Source organism: Exiguobacterium sp. U13-1 (genome assembly GCF_001750115.1).
Classification (GTDB): domain Bacteria; phylum Bacillota; class Bacilli; order Exiguobacteriales; family Exiguobacteriaceae; genus Exiguobacterium_A; species Exiguobacterium_A acetylicum.
The window spans coordinates 227,659-245,262 of record NZ_CP015731.1; the positions used below are offsets into that span (position 1 = coordinate 227,659).

Consider the following 17,604-nt stretch of genomic DNA (forward strand, 5'->3'; position numbering starts at 1 on the left):
AACATCTTAGATACTACATATAGATTTTTCCCGAAAGATGCCTCTTCAAACAATCTTTTGATGATTTTTCGCAAGTCAATTGCATGACAGGGTGACATCGGTTTGTCATCCACGAAAAAAAGGACGAAGCCATCCTGCGCTTCGTCCTTTTCTAGTTAATCGGTTTTCTTTCGACGTTTGTTCGCTGCATACAACAATCCAATGATCGTCAGTGCTGCACCACCTGCTACCGCATATTTCTTGTAGTCCGCTTTTCGTTCGGCGATGACCGTCGTCGTCAATGCTTGGACGACCAACTGTTTCTCTTCATGCAGTCGTGGTGCGTGCAACTTAACAGCACCTGACTCCACCAATACCTCGAATTCACCGTTTGGCAATTCAATCGTGATATCCTCTTCCGTCGCATTGTGATAGACACGCTGTCGTTCGACGTATCCTTCATAGGTGCGCTTCAGTTCAAAGGCGATGACACCCTCCCCTTCTTCAAGGAAGCGCAGATGTTTTTTGATCAGCGCTGCGTTTGCGAGACGGAACATCGGATACTGACGACGGAGGGCAATCAATCCTTTGACGTATTCGACTGCCGGACGCTCTGTTTCCGCCCGTTCATAGTCAAGACGATTGACGACTTCACCGGCATTGAAGCTGTCACGAATTCCGTCCTTCGTCCGGAAGAACTCTTGTCCGGCATGGAGGAAAGGAATGCCTTGTCCCGTCAAGATGATGGCATTCGCGAGCATTTGTCGTTTCCGACGAATCTCCTCCGTGTCCTCTGAACGAGATACCGTTAATTTATCCCAAATCGTCAAATCATCATGAGCCTCGACGTACGAGACGACCTGATTCGGTTCATCGGCAAACCCTTGCGAAGAGACGTTACCAGCGATTCCCCGTTTGACTTCACTCGTCCGGTCAAATGCACCACTGATGAAGCCACGGTCTTCCGGCGTTTGGACGTCGCCTTTGACCCCGTCCCGTAAGCCGTTATTGAAATGCGCGATTCCTGGCATCTTCGGTGCATTGAAGTAATTCGCTTTTTCTTCCGGATCAAGCGGCGTATCGAGATCCCAGCCTTCACCGATAATCAGAATCGACGGATCAATCCGATCAAGTGCATGACGCACCTGATTCATCGTTTCGACATCATGCAGTCCCATCAAATCAAATCGGAAACCGTCCAGATGGTACTCTTTCGCCCAGTACGTCACACAATCAAGAATGAACTTCCGCATCATCAGACGTTCAGACGCCGTATCATTTCCACAGAAACTACCGTTCGAGAGACTACCATCCGCCTCTTGACGATAAAAGTAGCCAGGAACGAACTGACCGAGCGGAACCGTTGCCGCATCATACGTATGATTGAAGACGACGTCCATGATGACACGGATCCCACGGTCATGTAACGCCTGAACCAATTGTTTTAATTCAAGGATCCGCGTTCTTGGATCATCCGGATTTGACGAGTACGAACCTTCCGGCGCAAAGTAGTTCACCGGGTCATATCCCCAGTTATAGTTATCCGGGTCGTTCGGCGCTGTCTCATTGACTGAGCCAAAATCGTAGATCGGCAATAACTGGACATGCGTCACACCGAGATCCGCTAAATAATCAAGTCCTGTTAATCCACCATTTGGTGTCCGTGTTCCTGCTTCCGTCAGTCCAGCGAATGTACCACGTGCGACGACACCACTAGCCGGATGACTCGTTGCATCGCGTACGTGTAGTTCATAAACAACTGCGTCTTGCGAAGAATGGAACAGTGGGCGTTCTTCAATCCATCGTTCTGGTGTCACACTTGTCGGGTCAATCAGCGCACCGCGTTTTCCGTTCGTTCCGACGGCTTTCGCATACGGATCGACTGCCTCGACCTTTTGTCCGTTGATGCTCGCTTGAAACGTATAGAAATAACCTTCATATGCCGCTCGATCGAGTTCAACGACGTATGTTCCCCGTTCGCCTGCCATCATCTCGACCTCTTCGACTTTTCGTGCGCGTAATGTCTTATAGAGACGAATCACGACACGTTCTGCCGTCGGCGCCCACAAGCGCACGCGAATCGCTGTCTCTGAGAAAGTCGCTCCTAAATCATTTCCACTATAGGCAAATCGCTCATCCAGTTCTTGCGGTGTGAGCGTCAACATGTCTGCTGTTTGTTTCAAAGCTAAGCACCCCTTTCATTTCATGGTTTTTATTATAACAAAATTTCAAAGCAGTGGACGCTTCCGGTATTCCTCTCTAAAATAGAGAGTGGAATGAAAGGGGAGATTAAAATGGCAGCAAAAGATAATTCATTTGATATCGTGTCACAAATCAACATCGAGGAAGTCAAGAACGCCGTCCAGATTGCACTGAAAGAAATCACGAATCGCTTCGACTTCAAAGGTTCAAAGAGCGACATGAAGCTCGAAAAAGAGGATTTGATTCTAATCTCAGATGACGATTTCAAACTCGATCAAGTCAAAGATGTCTTAACAGCAAAATTGATTAAGCGCGAAGTTCCGACCAAAAACCTGCAGTACGAAAAAGTCGAGCAGGCTGCTGGGAATACAGTTCGTCAACGCGTCATTCTGAAAAGTGGAATCGACCGTGACGACGCGAAAAAGATCAACAATGCCGTCAAGGAATCGAAATTAAAAGTGAAGACACAGATTCAAGATGACCAAATCCGTGTCACAGGTAAATCACGTGACGACCTACAACAAGTCATGCAAATCGTTCGTGAGCTTCCGTTATCAGTCGACGTGCAGTTCATTAACTTCCGTTAATCGATTCTCATCAATCGGCTGAACGTTCATGTTCAGTCGATCAAACAAAAAAGGGAGGTGCTTTCTGGATCGTATCCAAAAAGTACCTCCCTTCATTTAATTTAAAGTGTTGCTTATTGCGCTGTGTAACCACCATCGAGAACGACAGCTTGCCCCGTGACACCTGCTGCTTTGTCACTTGCAAGGAAAATAGCGTAATCCGCGATTTCTTTGACTTGGAGTAAACGTTGTTGCGGGACAAGTGGATAGATGACTTCTTCTAATACACGTTCGAGTGGTACATTCCGTGTTTCAGCGAGCGAAGACAATTGGTTTTGGACGAGTGGTGTATCGACATAGCCTGGGCAAATCGCGTTGACCGTGATACCTGAAGTTGCCCCTTCTAATGCTGCGACTTTCGTTAAACCGATGACGCCGTGTTTCGCACTGTTATAAGCAGCTTTCCCTGCAAAACCAATCAATCCGTTGATCGATGACATGTTCAAGATTCGTCCAGAGCCTTGTTTTTTCATGATCGGGAAGACATATTTCGTATAGAGGAATGGTGCACGAAGCATGATGCTTTGAAGCAAGTCGAATTTCTCAGTCGAGAACTCTTCGATTGGTGAGACGTGTTGCATTCCTGCATTGTTGATGACGATATCGATCGTTCCGTAATGCGCGACAGTCTGTTCGATACTTGATTTGATCGCTTCTTCATTCGTCACGTCACCTGCGACGGCAAATGCATCGAAGCCTTTTTCACGAAGTGTTTCAGCAGAGCGTTTTGCGGCTTCTTCTTGAAGATCGACGATGACGACCTTAGCGCCTTCTTGAGCGAATTCTTCAGCGATCTCAAGCCCGATTCCACTTGCTGCTCCTGTAATTAACGCGACTTTTCCTTCAAGTTGTTTCATCATGATTGATTCCTTCTTTCTTTATCTTTACGTGTTCGGTCTCTTTACTGTACGCTGATTGAAAGAATAATAAAAATGAATACTTGTTATGACATCTATAACTCAAAAGAATAGGAGAATACTGATGGATTTCCGCCAATTGGAATACTTTACGGAAGTAGCACGCTTCAAAAGCTTCACTCGTGCCGCTGAACATCTCCATGTCACGCAACCGACACTCAGTAAAATGGTCCGTCATTTAGAAGAAGAACTTGAGATGGAATTGTTCGATCGGAGTAAACGACAAATCGTCTTGACGGATGCCGGTGAGACCTTATTGATCGAAGGTGAAAAGATTCTACGTCAGTTATCTGATTTGCCTTCTCACCTCTATGATGTCATGCATTTGACGAAAGGAACGATCCGTCTCGGTATTCCCCCACTGATCGGTTCGCTGTTTTTCCCAGGTCTATTGCGCCGTTTTGAGGAAATGTATCCGATGATCCAAATCGAATTGATCGAAGCCGGTGGACATGCGTTAGAAAAAGCGGTCGTCGCCGGTGAAGTCGATTTGATCGCAACGGTGCTGCCTTCGGATGAGCATTTAACGACACATCCCTTCATCGAAGAGGAATTGCATTTGTTTTTACCAAATGATCATCCACTCGCCGATCGGTCGATGATTGCGTTAGAAGAAGTCGCCGACATGCCGTTCGTCTTGTTTAATGAAACGTTCTCGCTTCACGATGTCGTCTTGAACGCCTGTCAGGATGCCGGATTTACACCTAACGTGTCTCGGGTGAGCTCACAGTGGGACTTCTTATGTTTACTGGTCGCAGAAGGAAATGCCGTGACCGTCCTTCCACGTTCAATCGCTAATCGTTTTTCGATTCGTGGTGTCAAAACGATCCCGCTTAAAACACGAGTGCCGTGGCACTTAGGAATCGCCGTTCCGACCGGTCGCTATCAATCGTACGTGACGCGGAAATGGATTCAATTCGTCAGTGATATGTATTCCAAATAAGCATACCTTTCATAAAAACCATGTATTTGTAGAATGGTATTTCCTCCTTTACGATAAGAACATCGTTAAAAAAGAAAGGAAGTCCTTTACCATGGCAACTCATTTTGAATCACGTCACGAAACAGGCGTAAAAAAACTCAGCGAATTCACAGACGCAAACGCCGCACAATCTACGCATGATAAAATCTCTGAATCCCTGAAAGATATCGCTCCAGCAGTCGGTGAGTGGATCACGGATTTCGCATACGGTGAAGTTTACAGCCGCGATGGTCTCGTCAACCGTGACCGCGCAATCGTTACGATTGCTTCTCTCGTCACACAAGGTACAGAACCACAGCTCGCTCTCCACATCAATACTGGATTGACAGCTGGTTTGACAGGAAACGAAATCGTCGAAGCTATCATGCACCTTGTTCCTTACACTGGATTCCCACGTGTCTTGAACGCACTCGAAGTCGCGAAAGTCGTCTTCGCAGAACGTGGCGTCACAGTCGAAACAGAATAAGATACGCACGACTTGATTGAAAAAAGATGGGCATGACGTATTTTCGGGTATCTTCTTAACAAAGGAGTGGTCGATCATGCGTTATGCCCTTTTTGCGGATCTTCACAGCTCGGTAGCCGACACAGCGGCTGTCCTAGCTGACATACGGCGGCTCGCTCCCGATGCGCATTTGTTTTGTCTCGGTGATATTCATGAATGCCATGTCGGTAAAAAGCGAGCGAAGCGCTATTCTTTCGAATCGCTCTCCCTCGTCGTGACGCTCGATGATGCTTTTTTAGACCTGATTGATTTTAAGACTTTACTTGGTAATCAAGAAGAACGCATTCTGTCGCTCGTTCCACCACATCTCTCTCCTGTCATCGATGCGTTACGCGATTGCCCGCGAAAACAACGCATCGAGGGGGCATTATTGATTCATGGAGATCAATTGAATTGGTCGCGGAATTTTCTACCCGATCTGTCACAACAACGTGAACCATTACTCTTTTTTGGGCATAGTCACATCAGAGGCTTGTTTCGAAATGGCATCGCCAAACCGAGCCCACTAGGTCAAACTTTATCCATCAAAGGAAAACGGTATGCCGTCAATCTAGGGCCCGTCGTGTTCGAACGAGAATGGTGTCTTTACGATTCAGAGCAACAATCGATCGTGTTCCATCAGGCGAAGTAAGAAGATACGACAAAAGCCGTCGGGCACAGGGCTCGACGGCTTTTGTTCGTGCATCCTATTGATCAGAGATACCGGACAAGTGATGCCTTGACGACATCTACTTGTGTGAAGTTCGTTTCTTCCGCGAATGCTTCGATGACTTGACGGACATCCCCTTGACGACGTACGAAGCTCGTCGGAACCGGTGTCGTACCAACCAGTTGCTCATGCAGACTCGTCAATTGATGATCGTCGATGATCGTCGTCATCAAATCAAGGAACAGCAGAACGTGCAGACGGTTCAAATAATCCCACGGCTTGTCTTCCGAACGGAATTCATTACGTGCGAGCCACTTCTTCAATCCGATCGCATCAATCTGACTCAACGTCTCTGTCGTGCGTGCCGACTTCCAAAGCGTCAACAGTTCCCCAAGTTTTTTCCGCGTCTGTTTCTTGCGCATGAAGAATTCAAAATTGTCTTTCGTCCGTAATGCGTCTCCTTCGATCGGAGCAATCAACTCGGCTTCCGGCGCCGTCACGAAATCGTGAACGAAATCGACAGACTCTCCCGGTAACCAAGCCGCGACTTTCCCGTGAAAATCAGCCATGAAGGTGACCGTTTCTGCCAAAGGTTCCTGCTTCATCTGTGAAGCAGCTTGCTGTAATCGTTCTTTCGTCTCAGTCTTCATAATCTACCTCTTCTTATTCGTGGATTGGTCTTACATTTCTTCTGGAGCGCCTACACCAAGTAAACGAAGACCTTCTGTCAAGACGATCGTGACAGACTTGACGAGTGCAAGACGCGATTGTTTTGCTGCGTCATCTTCGAGAACACGGACATGTCCGTAGTATTTATTGAAGCTTTGTGCAAGATCTAAGACATAACGGCTGATGATTGACGGCTCGCGACGTGTGAACGCGCGATCGATGACCGTCGAGAATTGGTTCAGCATCGAGACGACACCCCATGCATGATCATCGACGCTACCAGCGAATGGTGTGCCATCATAGCCACCTTTACGGAGCAACGAGTGCGCTCGGGCATTCGTGTACTGGACATACGGTCCTGTTTCGCCTTCGAATTTCAACATCTGCTCAAGATCGAACTCGATGTTATTCATCCGTTCGTTTTTCAAGTCGTGGAAGATGACGGCGCCAACACCAACTTGACGAGCCGTTGCTTCGGCATTCGCTAAATTCGGATTTTTTTCCGCGATGTTGTTCTTCGCGACGTCGATCGCTTCTTGTAGTACTTCTTCAAGCAAGACGATCCGACCTTTACGTGTCGACATTTTCTTTCCGTCTTTCATGATCAGACCGAATGGAACATGGTGCATCCCGTCGACGTTCTCAAATCCAAGTTTCTTCAGGACTGCGAACAATTGCTTGAAGTGAAGCGCTTGTTCCCCACCGACGACGTAGAACGCTTGCTCAAAACGGTATGTTTCAAGACGATAGACAGCAGCTGCTAAATCACGTGTCGCATAAAGCGTTGCGCCATCTTTCTTCTTAATCAAAGCAGGCGGCATACCTTCTGCTTCGAGATCGACGACCATTGCCCCTTCAGATTCAACGAGGAGATCTTTTTCTTCGAGCAAATCGATGACGTGTTGCATCTTATCGTTGTAGAAGGCTTCTCCGTTTAAGCTATCGAACTTGACGCCGAGCATCTCATATACACGGTTGAATTCGACGAGTGAGACTTCACGGAACCATGTCCAAAGCGTCGTCGCCTGCTCATCACCTTGTTCGAGTTTTTTGAACCAGAGACGTCCTTCGTCCTCGAGTGATGGATTTGTTTCCGCTTCTTCGTGGAACCGGACGTATAATTTCAACAATTCCTTGATTGGTTCTGCACGGACCGCTTCTTCCTCACCCCACATCGTGTAAGCAACCATCAATTTCCCGAACTGTGTTCCCCAGTCCCCTAAGTGGTTGACACCAACGACGTCATACCCTTTTTTACGTGAGATTTGGTTGAGCGCGTTCCCGATGACTGTCGAACGCAAGTGACCCATTGAGAATGGTTTCGCAATGTTCGGCGATGAGAAATCTGTGACAATCGTCTTCCCATTTGCTTCACTCGAACCAAACGATTCTTGTTCTGTCAGGACTTGATTGACGATTTCTTGCGAGACGACTTCTCGGTTCAAGAAAACGTTGATGTAAGGACCTACAGCTTGAACGTTCGAGAACAGCGGCGCATCGATTTTTTCTGCGAGGTCTGAAGCGATCATGTTCGGTGCTTTACGGAATGCTTTTGCGAGCATGAAACATGGGAATGCCAAATCTCCGTGATCTTCATGTTTCGGTTGCTCGATCAGTTGTTCGATTTGTTCAACCGATAAGGCACCTTCCATGACTTGATGTAATACTTCTGCATACTGCGCTTTATAACTCATCTTTATTTCCTCCTGCTTCATTGATTTTTTGGCAATAAAAAACGCCCCTTGCGCCACGCGCAAAGAGACGGAATGACCGCGGTACCACTCTTCTTGGTGTCATTTTGACACCCACCTTGTTCGGGGATAACGGGGTTCCCCCGGCTACGCCTCTTCCATCAGGAATCGGGCAGCGTCTCAGAAGTGCGTTTCACGATCGGTTCGTCCTCAGGCTTCCACCATTCCCTGATTCGCTAGTTGACGAAAATCAACCGTTACTCTCTTCATCATCGACTGTATTCGATATCTTTCACATTATACGCAATTCTTTCTTTTCTCTCAACCTTATTTTTTTGGTAAATGGCTTATCAAAATTTCCACAATTCGGGTATAGGAATAAAAGATACTTCTCAGGGGGAGGGATGTTTCATGCGCTACTACCAACATGTAGCCCGGACAAGCTGGATCGTCTTCGGTCTCGTCGCCTTGACGTTATTAGTGATCGGCATCGTTCATCCACCAACCTTCCATCCTTCTGTCTCCATCATCAACACGCTTTATTTATTCGGACTCGTTCTCCTGTTTCAGTTCGATAATGTCCGTCGTGGTGGCATTTACTATACATTCCAAGAAGGAATCATCTTATTTTTATTCCTCAATTACGGTTTAACGTACGCCTTGATTTTAAGCCAAATCGGTATTCTCGTCTTTCAATTCATGTCTCACCGAAAAGCGATTCGCTGGAAACGTTTCGTCTACCTCTACCCGATCAACGCCCTATTCGATTTAGTCTATATCTCGCTTCCCGCCTTTGCGTATTATGCGCTCGGTGGTCCGATCGGCTCAAACTTTACGTATACGAAAGCCTTGATTCCTTTCACCGGCTTTTTAATCACCGTTTTCCTTGTCTCTTATTTCCAATGTCTGTTCGTCAATCGCTTCCTCTTCTTGAAATACGATTGGCGCCGTCTCGTGAAGTTGCAATCCCTCGTCTACGGAATCAGCATGTTGAGCGCTTTACTTGGGATCTGGTTTTACGATGAGAGTCCACTCGTCGCGGCTACGGTTTCCGCCTTGATTCTCTTTTTGTTCAAACGTCTGTTGCAAGAGCGTGGTGATTCGCTTGAAGCAAATGATAATGCCAAACGATTTGATGATGCGAAGGAACACTTGTTGATTTCCCGCTTTGAACGCGAGACGATTGATTCGTTACTCCTTGATTTACCGCATCTGCTACCGTTTTCTGAAGGTTGGATCTCAATCCAACAACAGCGAAAACAAGTCATCTATAACATCCGGACGAAACAACCGATTGATGTATTACCACTGTTTCATTCCTTGACAGCCGACGATTTGCATACCCCGATCATCTATGGTCTTCGGTGCGACTGGGGCAACGATATTCAAATCGGATTGCCTGTCGATCGTCACTCGATGCTGGCGATTCCTTCGATTACGAGCGGAGAGGTCGATGTCTCGATCATCCTGTTCCATCAAGTCGCAGATGCCTATGATGCGACGAATGCCGATGAGTTATCTCGTCTGCTCCGTATCTTTTGTCGTGTCTTAGAGCGCTCTCGTGAAACGGTTCAACTCTACACGGAAAGTCGGACCGATGCTTTGACCGAATTACCAAATAGCCGTGCCTTTTATGAACATGGTCGGCAGGAGTTTGCTGCTGACTGCTATCCGCTCTCCGTGATCCTGTTTGATATTGATCATTTTAAACGCGTCAACGATACGTACGGTCATAAAGTAGGCGATCTTGTCCTTCGTGAACTCGGTCGACGTATCCAAGCGATCCAATTGCAACATGATGAGGTCTTTGCTGCTCGTTATGGCGGGGAGGAGTTCGTACTTCTCTTACGAAATGGTAGTCAAGAGGCTGCCATCCAGATTGCCGAGACGGTCCGCCATGCGGTCATGGATCGTCCCTTCCTCGTCGATGGTCACCGACTGTCCTTAACCGTCAGCCTCGGAATTGATACAGTGGAAGAAGGGTATCAACGGACGTTCGAAGAGTCGTTACGTCAAGCCGACCATGCACTCTATGTCGGCGGAAAACACAACGGACGCAACTGTACCGCGCATTATGCAAACCTTTGAAAGGTCGTGACTCTATTGTCGATTACAGAAATTGAAATGACGCTACCGACATCACAAGCCCACCGGACGATTCGGATTCATCGTCCGCCCCATTTAGATCCGAACGAAGCCTTACCGGTGATTTATATGCACGATGGACAAAATGTTTTTAGTGGAGAAACCGCCTCGTTCGGAAAAGGCTGGGAGATTCATCTTGCACTACAACAGACACAAATTCCGGCAATGGTCGTTGCGATTGACAGTCCAGAAGACGGCATGGATCGTTACGATGACTACGCCCCCTGGAGTGACGAAGCTTTACTGATGCGGACTGCCTATCCCTCGCACCGGACGTCAATCGGGGGAAACGGTAAGGTCTACATGGACTGGATTATCCGCGAGTTAAAACCATATATTGACGCCAACTACGCGACACGTCCTGATGATACGACGATGATCGGTAGCTCGATGGGTGGTGTCATCTCGCTCTATGGTTTATTCGCATATCCGGAAGTCATCACGCGTGTCGCTGCTTTGTCGACTGCCGGATGGGCAAACTTTTCCTCACTCCTTGAATTCATCGAGCGTAGTCCGTCTCTATCTGCCGCTCATCGCTGTTATATGGATGTTGGTACTAAAGAAGTGAGCGGTCCGATGACCGAGACAGATTATTTACACACGAATGATGTCTTAGCACGAGCGGTCGAACAGAAACTTACTCAAAGTCGCTATACGATCATCCCGGAAGCGATTCATCATGAAACCGCCTGGGCGAAACGTTTACCGGATATTTTGCGTTACTTATTTCCTTCCTCTTGAGTACACAAAAAGAGTCGGGTGATTTCTTTAAGTAGAAATCATCCGACTTTTAGTCTTGTCTTATACTAATTCTTCTTGTTGCTCTTTTTCATAACGGTTGCGCGGATGCTCCCGGCATTCATCGGAACACGAACGCATGACTTTCGGTTCGCATTCTTCACAGCAGAAGTGCTGTCGATTACATTCCGGGTTTGCACAATTAACATAGCGCGTCTCCGGTTTTCCGCAGTAGTAACATTCTGAGACGACAGACGGATTGACGGCATTGACAGGAACTTGTACACGCTCATCAAAGACGTATAGTTCGCCTTCCCAGTCTTCTCCTTGTGTCTGTTCATCTTTTCCGTACATGACGACTCCGCCTTTCAGGTGGAAGATATCGTCACTCTGTTGCCGTTTACGGAAGTACGCCGTGAATTTCTCACAACGAACGCCACCCGTACAATATGTGAGAACCTTTTTCCCTTCAAACAAATGCTCGTTCTCGTCGAGCCATTCCGGGAATTCCCGTGAAGCATCGACATCGACTTTTACGGCATTCTTGAAGTGTCCGAGGTCATATTCGTAGTTGTTTCGTACATCGAGAATGACGACGTCATCTTGTTTCATCATTTCTTTCCACTCTGCTGGTTCAAGATACGCAGCATGTTCTTCTGGTACATTGAATTCGTCCTCAAAACGCCATGTGACGAGTTCTTTTTTGTAACGGACGAACGTTTTTTTGAAGGCGTGCTCTTCGACTTCATCGATTTTGAATTCGATGTCAGCGAATCGTGGATCCGCCGTCAAGTCCTTCATGTATTGTTCCGTTTGTTCGACCGTTCCAGAGAGTGTGCCGTTGATACCTTCTGGTGCGATCAAGATTCGTCCTTTAATACCGAGCTTTTTACAGTAAGCAAGATGCTCTTTCGTTAGCTGTTCCGCATTTTCGATCGGAACATACTTATAAAATAATAGTACGCGATAAGGTTTCATATTCCTCATTAGCCCCCATGTCAGTTTTTTGCAGTAAAACGAACGTTGGCAAACGAAGCGTCTAGCTATTGACTAGCTGGGAACGCCTGCAAAACGTACCCATTTAAGTATAATACCAACTCCCTTTCGAATGTACAATCCACAATTCCTGAATCCCTTTCAAGGAATTTCATTCCCTTTCTGAATCAGAAAGAGGTAAAATAAAACACAGTAGTACATCTTGCAAGGAGGATTCCGAATGCTCCATACACTTCGTGACTGGATCGAGCAGATGATTTTCTTTCTCCAAGACTTACCTGGAGGAGCTGCCACCGGTTTGATTGCCCCGTTTCTTGAGTCTCTATTTCCTTTCCTGCCACTCGTCCTGATCATTTCCGCGAATGCGGCAACCTATGGTTTTGGTATGGGTGTTCTCGTATCATGGGTCGGGAGCATGCTTGGATCACTCGTCGTCTTCGCTTGTATTCGATATCTATTTCGTCGCCCGGTCACACGTTGGCTTGAAAAACACCATGCCGCGCAACAGTGGATCGAACGTGTTCGTCACATGAGTCCCATCTCACTCGGATTCTTTTTCTCGCTTCCGTTCATGCCTGCGTTCATCATCACGTCCATTTCCGCCATGATTCAGCTATCGCTGCGGACGTATTTGATTGCTGCTGGTGCCGGTCGTTTGATTGTCGTCATCATCTTCTCACTGATCGGAAAGGAATGGTCGACGTTCCTTGAACGTCCGATGCGTCTCGTTCTTCTATTTTTGATTTTACTCGCCATTTGGGGAGTCAGTCGCGGAACGGAAGAGTGGTTAAAGCGTCGCGCCCTTTCAAAACGCGCGGATCATTTACGGGAAATCGAAGACAAAATCGAACGTCCAACTGAAAAATGACTCAAGCCTGTCTATGATTTCATAGACAGGCTTTTTTGAGTTAATTTCGTTTTTTGTCGTACTAGGTCTTTTGAATCATTTTCCAGTGCAATTAATATATAAAAATAACGTTCAAACAATGTTCAATATTGCAAACGCTTACATTAAATTGGTATGACCAATATTAATATAATAATGCGCATTTCTTCTTAAAAATTAGGATAGCTTTTCCAGAAACGACATCCTTATAATGAATTTACATTCATTCTTTAAAGGAGGCGTCCTCATGCATCAAGTGTCCGAAGTTCAAAAAAATGAAGCGACTCAATCCGCTCCAGCAATCGTCGAGAGCGCTACCTTTCAACAATTGATGCGTCAAAAGAATGGCTTCATTCTTCCAGCCATCAGTTTCTGTCTTATTTTTTATTTTACGCTTCCGATTTTAACAAGCTACTTCACGATTTTAAATCAGCCGGTGTTCGGTGATATTACGGGTGCTTGGATCTTCGCTTTTGCTCAGTTCATCATGACGTGGACGTTCTGTATGATGTATAGCAAAAAAGCACGTGCCTTTGATCGACTCGTCGAACAAATCAAGGAGGAGTCGAAATGAATTATACTGCCGTTGCTTTATTTGCTGCGATCGTCGGTTTGACGCTCGTCATTACATACTTTGCTGCTCGTAAAACAAAAACTGCTAACGACTTTTATACAGCGGACGGTGGACTCACTGGTGCACAAAATGGGATGGCGATTGCCGGCGACTATATGTCTGCTGCCTCGTTCCTCGGAATTGCTGGGATGATTGCTTTAGCCGGATTCGACGGATTCTTCTACTCGATCGGCTTCCTCGTTGCCTATCTGGTTGTCTTGTACCTCGTTGCCGAACCACTTCGGAACCTCGGGAAATACACGATGGCGGATATGATTGCCGCTCGGTTCAATGCTTCAAAAGTTCGCGGAGTCGCCGCCATGAACTCAATCGCGATCTCGATTTTCTATATGATTGCACAACTCGTCGGTGCGGGTGCCTTGATTGAACTGTTGTTAGGAATTCCTTACACGACGAGTGTCATCATCGTCGGTATCTTGATGACAGTCTATGTTGTCTTCGGTGGTATGACAGCGACCTCATGGGTTCAAATCATCAAAGCGATCCTCTTGATGGCAGGAACAGCTGTCATCTCATTCATGGTCTTCGCAAAGTTTGATTTCTCGATCTTCAAGATGTTCTCAGAAGTCAAACAAGCGACACCGCTCGGTGATTCATTCTTGAATCCCGGAAACAAGTTCAAGTTACCACTCGATACGATCTCATTAAATCTCGCACTCGTTCTCGGAACGGCTGGATTACCACATATCTTGATTCGTTTCTTTACTGTTAAGGATGCCCCGACAGCTCGTAAATCTGTCGTTTATGCGACATGGATCATCGGTGCCTTTTACATCTTGACGATCTTCCTCGGCTTTGGTGCCGCTGCTTTCGTTGGTTCTGAAGATATCATTGCTGCCAATGCTGCTGGTAACATGGCGGCACCACTTCTCGCCCAAGCACTTGGTGGCGATTTACTCTTTGCGTTCGTTGCCGCGGTCGCCTTTGCGACGATCCTCGCTGTTGTTGCGGGACTCGTCTTATCCGCAGCATCTGCCTTTGCCCATGATTTCTATAGTCATATTTTACGTAAAGGACAAGCGACGGAAAAAGAACAGATGACAGCAGCACGACTCGCTTCTATCGCCGTCGCCATGATTTCGATGGTACTCGCATTATTCGCACAAACGATGAACGTCGCGTTCCTTGTTTCGCTTGCCTTTGCTGTCGCAGCAAGTGCCAACTTGCCAGTTATTCTCTTGACGATCTTCTGGCGCCGTTTCAATACTGGCGGGGCAGTCACAGGTATGGTCGTCGGGTTATTCTCATCACTGATTCTCGTCGCACTCAGTCCAAATCTTTGGGCAGTCGACGGTTCAGCCTTGTTCGTCGGGGAAGCCCTCTTCCCGTTGACGAATCCAGGAATCGTCTCCATCCCACTTGGTTTCCTCGGAGCCATCGTCGGGACATTGTTGACGAAATCGAACGAAGTTGCCGGTAACTTCGAACGAATCATAGTTAAGGCCAATACCGGTATCGATGCAGCCACGGAAGTCGCCGCGTCAAAAGAATAAGTTCCCCTTAACGGCTCCTTCAACCCCCTTGAAGGAGCCGTCCCCTTTTACATTCTTCTCATTCATTGCCATACTAAGTGGATAATAGAGAAGAAAAGGGAAAGGAAGACTGTACATGGATCTCGCTTTTTATTATTTCTTAATCCTCGGATTTTTCATTGGAATCATCTCCGGCTTTTTCGGAATCGGTGGCGGTATCATTTTAACGCCGCTACTGCTCATTTTAGGATATGCCCCAAGTGTTGCGATCGCGACCAGCCTCATGCTAACACTTGGTTCAACCGTTTCAGGTACAATCTCTCACTTACGCCTTAAAAATGTCGTCTGGCGCGATAGTCTCGTCGTCGGTGGCGTCGGAATCATCGGTTCGACGATCGCGACACCACTCGTCCTTCGTTTAGAGGAAGTTAACGGTGCCCATCTCGTGATCTCGATCGTTTATATCGGACTCTTACTCTACTTCGCGAATAAGTTCTTACGTCCAAAATCGACGACCGGTGAACAGACGGGTTGGAAAAATCGATATCTCGCCCTTGCTTTCACTGGTCTGTTCGCTGGATTCATCTCTTCGCTCCTCGGTGTCAGCGGTGGATTCATCATCACACCGTTACTCGTCGGGATCGTTGGCTATGAGTTGAAACGTGCGGTCGGAACGAGTATTGCTTCCGCGTTACTGATTGTCCTATCGGGACTCGTCAACTATACGGTCGCGAGTACGAATATCGATATTCTCGTTGGGATCATGCTGATTGTCGGCGCCTTGCTCGGAGCACCGATTGGCGCGAAGCAGTTGACGCATTTCGAAAGTCCGTTCGTCAAAAAGTACCTCGGGATTTTCTATTTGACGGTTGCGGTCAGTGTCCTCCTCGAAGTCATCGGCTGGAACGTCGCTTCACTCTCCGTTCTCGTTGCGCTTAGTTTGATTTTCTTACTGACACTCCTCATCTACAGTCGTCGTCGAACGAATGGGTGAATCGTCTCATCAGAAAAGCGGTGATGCCCCCTATCAGGCATCACCGCTTTTTTCCGTTAAGCCACTCGTTTGTGACCGGCTCGTTCATAGTCTCTCGTTTGTTCAATGACTAAGTGTGACAAGAACAACATTCCGATCAAGTTCGGAATCATCATCAGTCCATTCGCAATATCTGCGACGAGCCACAGAGGTTCTAATTGCGCGACTGCACCATAACAGGCTGCGAGCGCAAAGAACACGCGGTATCCTTCGTTGAAGCGTGTCGTACCGCTCAAGTACTCCAAGCACTTCTCTCCATAGACATACCAACCAATGATCGTTGAATAACCGAAGAAGAAGACGGAGAAAGCGACCGTCCATTCTCCAAATGATCCAAGGACACTCGCAAAGGCGGTTGCCGTAAGCGCGGCTCCGGAAAGATTCGCATCGTGTGTCATGCCTGAATGTAGTCCGCCTGACGGATCCCAAAAACCTGTCGTCAGAAGGACGAGTGCCGTCATCGTACAGACGATCAAGGTTACGATGAAAGTACTCGTCATCGAAATCAATCCCTGTTCGACTGGACGCTCACTTTTTGCAGATCCAGCAATCAAGGCTGCCGTCCCAAGTCCTGCTTCGTTCGTGAAAATGCCTCGTGCTACACCGACTTGCATCGCCATCATGATCGATACACCGGTGAAGGCTCCCGCTGGCGCAAGCGGCTGGAAGGCATACTCAAAGATTAAACCAAAGGCTGGTAGAATCTGATCTGCCTTCAATACTAAAAGGACACAAGCGGCACCGATATAAAGTAAGCTCATGATCGGAACGAAGATCGTCGAAATCGCACTGACGCGTTCAAGTCCACCACGAATCGATACATAGACCGCAATTGCAAGCAGAATGCCGAACACTAGCAGCGGCACGTGGAACGATTGCTCGAGTACCGTTGCCATCGCATTCGCTTGCACCGTGTTCCCAACACCAAACGATGCGATCAAACCAAATACCGCAAACAAGATGGCGAGTAGTTTAAATTTAGGTCCTAATCCCTTCTCGATATAATACATTGGTCCACTGACAGCTTCGCCGCGTTCGTTTCGACTTCTGAAGAGAATGGCAAGAAGGCTTTCTACATATTTCGTCGCCATTCCGATTAAACCGATGACCCACATCCAAAAGACTGCGCCCGGTCCGCCCATCGTCAAGGCGACTGCAATCCCTGCGATGTTACCGTTTCCGATCGTCGCCGCAAGGGACGTCATCAACATTTGAAAGCTGCTGATTTCTCCTTCACCCTGTCCTGACTTTTGAACAGACAATTGAAACGCTTGTTTTAGACGCCGAAACTGAAGACCGCGTAAGCGGATCGTAAAGTACACTCCTGTTCCTACCAACAACATCATACTCGGAATCCCCCAGACCCAAGCCGATATCAGACGTAATACTTCCATGCCATTTCATCCTCTCTCTCTTTTCCGAGGCTTACCGTAGCATGTAGTTGTGTTTTCTTACAATACAAAAGAATACCTTTTGTGAT

At 47.3% G+C, this 17,604-nt stretch carries 16 protein-coding genes and 1 other annotated feature; of the genes, 10 read left to right on the forward strand and 6 right to left on the reverse strand.

Annotated features, from left to right (window positions below; genetic code table 11):
• Window positions 1–155: 155 nt before the first annotated feature.
• Window positions 156–2,162, reverse strand: coding sequence for a type I pullulanase (pulA, locus tag ESP131_RS01225; RefSeq protein ID WP_231925666.1), 2,007 nt, complete (start codon window positions 2,160–2,162; stop codon window positions 156–158).
• Window positions 2,163–2,273: 111 nt separating this feature from the next.
• Here pulA and ESP131_RS01230 point away from each other — a divergent pair, with 111 nt between their 5' ends.
• Entirely contained in the window at window positions 2,274–2,768 is a 495-nt protein-coding gene (locus tag ESP131_RS01230; RefSeq protein ID WP_023469671.1) for a YajQ family cyclic di-GMP-binding protein, read from the forward strand.
• A 113-nt stretch (window positions 2,769–2,881) separates the two neighbouring features.
• Here ESP131_RS01230 and ESP131_RS01235 read toward each other — a convergent pair whose 3' ends face one another.
• Complete coding sequence (locus ESP131_RS01235; protein WP_029342884.1) at window positions 2,882–3,667, reverse strand: 3-hydroxybutyrate dehydrogenase; 786 nt, start codon at window positions 3,665–3,667, stop codon at window positions 2,882–2,884.
• A gap of 121 nt (window positions 3,668–3,788) precedes the next feature.
• On the opposite strand from ESP131_RS01235, the gene ESP131_RS01240 reads away from it, so the two are divergent.
• The 3 genes from ESP131_RS01240 (at window position 3,789) to ESP131_RS01250 (ending at window position 5,842) form a co-directional block, all read left to right on the forward strand.
• On the forward strand, window positions 3,789–4,667 hold the full coding sequence (locus ESP131_RS01240; protein WP_069940078.1) for a LysR family transcriptional regulator: 879 nt from the start codon (window positions 3,789–3,791) through the stop codon (window positions 4,665–4,667).
• A gap of 91 nt (window positions 4,668–4,758) precedes the next feature.
• Entirely contained in the window at window positions 4,759–5,172 is a 414-nt protein-coding gene (locus ESP131_RS01245; RefSeq protein ID WP_023469674.1) for a carboxymuconolactone decarboxylase family protein, read from the forward strand.
• Between the two features lie 76 nt (window positions 5,173–5,248).
• Complete coding sequence (locus tag ESP131_RS01250) at window positions 5,249–5,842, forward strand: metallophosphoesterase family protein (RefSeq protein WP_029342886.1); 594 nt, start codon at window positions 5,249–5,251, stop codon at window positions 5,840–5,842.
• Window positions 5,843–5,904: 62 nt separating this feature from the next.
• Here the strand turns inward: ESP131_RS01250 and ESP131_RS01255 are convergent, their stop codons facing one another.
• Both ESP131_RS01255 and argS read right to left on the reverse strand, forming a co-directional pair.
• On the reverse strand, window positions 5,905–6,510 hold the full coding sequence (locus ESP131_RS01255) for a hypothetical protein (RefSeq protein ID WP_069940079.1): 606 nt from the start codon (window positions 6,508–6,510) through the stop codon (window positions 5,905–5,907).
• A gap of 30 nt (window positions 6,511–6,540) precedes the next feature.
• Window positions 6,541–8,223: an arginine--tRNA ligase gene (argS, locus tag ESP131_RS01260; RefSeq protein WP_069940080.1), complete on the reverse strand. Its 1,683-nt coding sequence runs from the start codon at window positions 8,221–8,223 to the stop codon at window positions 6,541–6,543.
• 60 nt (window positions 8,224–8,283) lie between these two features.
• Window positions 8,284–8,502 (reverse strand) — a binding site (T-box leader).
• A gap of 129 nt (window positions 8,503–8,631) precedes the next feature.
• Between argS and ESP131_RS01265 the strand changes: the two genes are divergently transcribed.
• Window positions 8,632–10,308, forward strand: a complete 1,677-nt coding sequence (locus ESP131_RS01265) for a GGDEF domain-containing protein (protein WP_069940081.1) — start codon at window positions 8,632–8,634, stop codon at window positions 10,306–10,308.
• 15 nt (window positions 10,309–10,323) lie between these two features.
• Window positions 10,324–11,106 (forward strand): alpha/beta hydrolase, encoded by a 783-nt coding sequence (locus ESP131_RS01270; RefSeq protein ID WP_069940082.1) that lies wholly within the window; start codon window positions 10,324–10,326, stop codon window positions 11,104–11,106.
• A 60-nt stretch (window positions 11,107–11,166) separates the two neighbouring features.
• Here ESP131_RS01270 and trhO read toward each other — a convergent pair whose 3' ends face one another.
• Window positions 11,167–12,081: an oxygen-dependent tRNA uridine(34) hydroxylase TrhO gene (gene trhO, locus ESP131_RS01275; RefSeq protein WP_083254757.1), complete on the reverse strand. Its 915-nt coding sequence runs from the start codon at window positions 12,079–12,081 to the stop codon at window positions 11,167–11,169.
• 238 nt (window positions 12,082–12,319) lie between these two features.
• On the opposite strand from trhO, the gene ESP131_RS01280 reads away from it, so the two are divergent.
• The 4 genes from ESP131_RS01280 (at window position 12,320) to ESP131_RS01295 (ending at window position 16,085) form a co-directional block, all read left to right on the forward strand.
• Window positions 12,320–12,967 carry a TVP38/TMEM64 family protein gene (locus ESP131_RS01280; RefSeq protein WP_029342892.1) on the forward strand — a complete coding sequence of 216 codons (648 nt, stop codon included), beginning with the start codon at window positions 12,320–12,322 and terminating at the stop codon, window positions 12,965–12,967.
• 265 nt (window positions 12,968–13,232) lie between these two features.
• Complete coding sequence (locus ESP131_RS01285) at window positions 13,233–13,559, forward strand: DUF485 domain-containing protein (protein ID WP_023469682.1); 327 nt, start codon at window positions 13,233–13,235, stop codon at window positions 13,557–13,559.
• A complete protein-coding gene (locus ESP131_RS01290; protein ID WP_029342893.1) occupies window positions 13,556–15,112 on the forward strand; it encodes a solute symporter family protein in 1,557 nt (518 codons plus the stop codon). Before ESP131_RS01285 ends, ESP131_RS01290 begins: the two co-directional genes overlap by 4 nt.
• 115 nt (window positions 15,113–15,227) lie before the next feature.
• Complete coding sequence (locus tag ESP131_RS01295) at window positions 15,228–16,085, forward strand: sulfite exporter TauE/SafE family protein (protein WP_029342894.1); 858 nt, start codon at window positions 15,228–15,230, stop codon at window positions 16,083–16,085.
• Window positions 16,086–16,141: 56 nt separating this feature from the next.
• On the opposite strand, the gene ESP131_RS01300 is transcribed toward ESP131_RS01295, so the two are convergent.
• Window positions 16,142–17,518, reverse strand: a complete 1,377-nt coding sequence (locus ESP131_RS01300; RefSeq protein WP_069940084.1) for an alanine/glycine:cation symporter family protein — start codon at window positions 17,516–17,518, stop codon at window positions 16,142–16,144.
• Between the last annotated feature and the right edge of the window lie 86 nt (window positions 17,519–17,604).

Coding starts and splice junctions, on each gene's coding strand:
- ESP131_RS01230 (WP_023469671.1), top strand. CDS start 2,274: ATGGCAGCAAAAGATAATTCATTTGATATCGTGTCACAAATCAACATC.
- ESP131_RS01235 (WP_029342884.1), bottom strand. CDS start 3,667: ATGATGAAACAACTTGAAGGAAAAGTCGCGTTAATTACAGGAGCAGCA.
- ESP131_RS01240 (WP_069940078.1), top strand. CDS start 3,789: ATGGATTTCCGCCAATTGGAATACTTTACGGAAGTAGCACGCTTCAAA.
- ESP131_RS01245 (WP_023469674.1), top strand. CDS start 4,759: ATGGCAACTCATTTTGAATCACGTCACGAAACAGGCGTAAAAAAACTC.
- ESP131_RS01250 (WP_029342886.1), top strand. CDS start 5,249: ATGCGTTATGCCCTTTTTGCGGATCTTCACAGCTCGGTAGCCGACACA.
- ESP131_RS01255 (WP_069940079.1), bottom strand. CDS start 6,510: ATGAAGACTGAGACGAAAGAACGATTACAGCAAGCTGCTTCACAGATG.
- argS (WP_069940080.1), bottom strand. CDS start 8,223: ATGAGTTATAAAGCGCAGTATGCAGAAGTATTACATCAAGTCATGGAA.
- ESP131_RS01265 (WP_069940081.1), top strand. CDS start 8,632: ATGCGCTACTACCAACATGTAGCCCGGACAAGCTGGATCGTCTTCGGT.
- trhO (WP_083254757.1), bottom strand. CDS start 12,081: ATGAAACCTTATCGCGTACTATTATTTTATAAGTATGTTCCGATCGAA.
- ESP131_RS01280 (WP_029342892.1), top strand. CDS start 12,320: ATGCTCCATACACTTCGTGACTGGATCGAGCAGATGATTTTCTTTCTC.
- ESP131_RS01285 (WP_023469682.1), top strand. CDS start 13,233: ATGCATCAAGTGTCCGAAGTTCAAAAAAATGAAGCGACTCAATCCGCT.
- ESP131_RS01290 (WP_029342893.1), top strand. CDS start 13,556: ATGAATTATACTGCCGTTGCTTTATTTGCTGCGATCGTCGGTTTGACG.
- ESP131_RS01295 (WP_029342894.1), top strand. CDS start 15,228: ATGGATCTCGCTTTTTATTATTTCTTAATCCTCGGATTTTTCATTGGA.
- ESP131_RS01300 (WP_069940084.1), bottom strand. CDS start 17,518: ATGGAAGTATTACGTCTGATATCGGCTTGGGTCTGGGGGATTCCGAGT.